Genomic DNA, 268 nt, shown 5'->3' with positions numbered 1-268 from the left:
CCAGGTTGCGCAACATCGAGAACACCGCTGAGGCTGAGCCGGCTTCACGCTTGTCCAGCCCGGCCACCGCCAGCACTGATAACGCGACCATGATGAAAGGCTGGCCAATACCGCGTACCACCGTGGACGGGATGATCACGTTGTCGGCACTGTCGGCGCTCAGGCTAGCCCCCAGCCAGCAGCCCAGCGCCATGATCAAAAAGCCGCTGGCGACCATGAACTTGGCACTGGTCCAGCCCATCAGCCTGGGCATCAACGGCGCCAGCAG

Annotated in this window: 1 pseudogene; it reads right to left on the bottom strand. The window is 63.4% G+C overall.

The window, feature by feature from the left end:
* Positions 1-253, bottom strand: a pseudogene (locus SB719_RS20395) (EmrB/QacA family drug resistance transporter); the annotation flags it as partial.
* Positions 254-268 lie beyond the last annotated feature (15 nt).

It is taken from the genome of Pantoea sp. SIMBA_079 (assembly GCF_046940275.1).
In the GTDB taxonomy this organism is placed as follows: domain Bacteria; phylum Pseudomonadota; class Gammaproteobacteria; order Enterobacterales; family Enterobacteriaceae; genus Pantoea; species Pantoea borealis.
The sequence above is the reverse complement of the archived record's forward strand: the minus strand, read 5'-3'. Positions and strand labels throughout refer to the sequence as shown.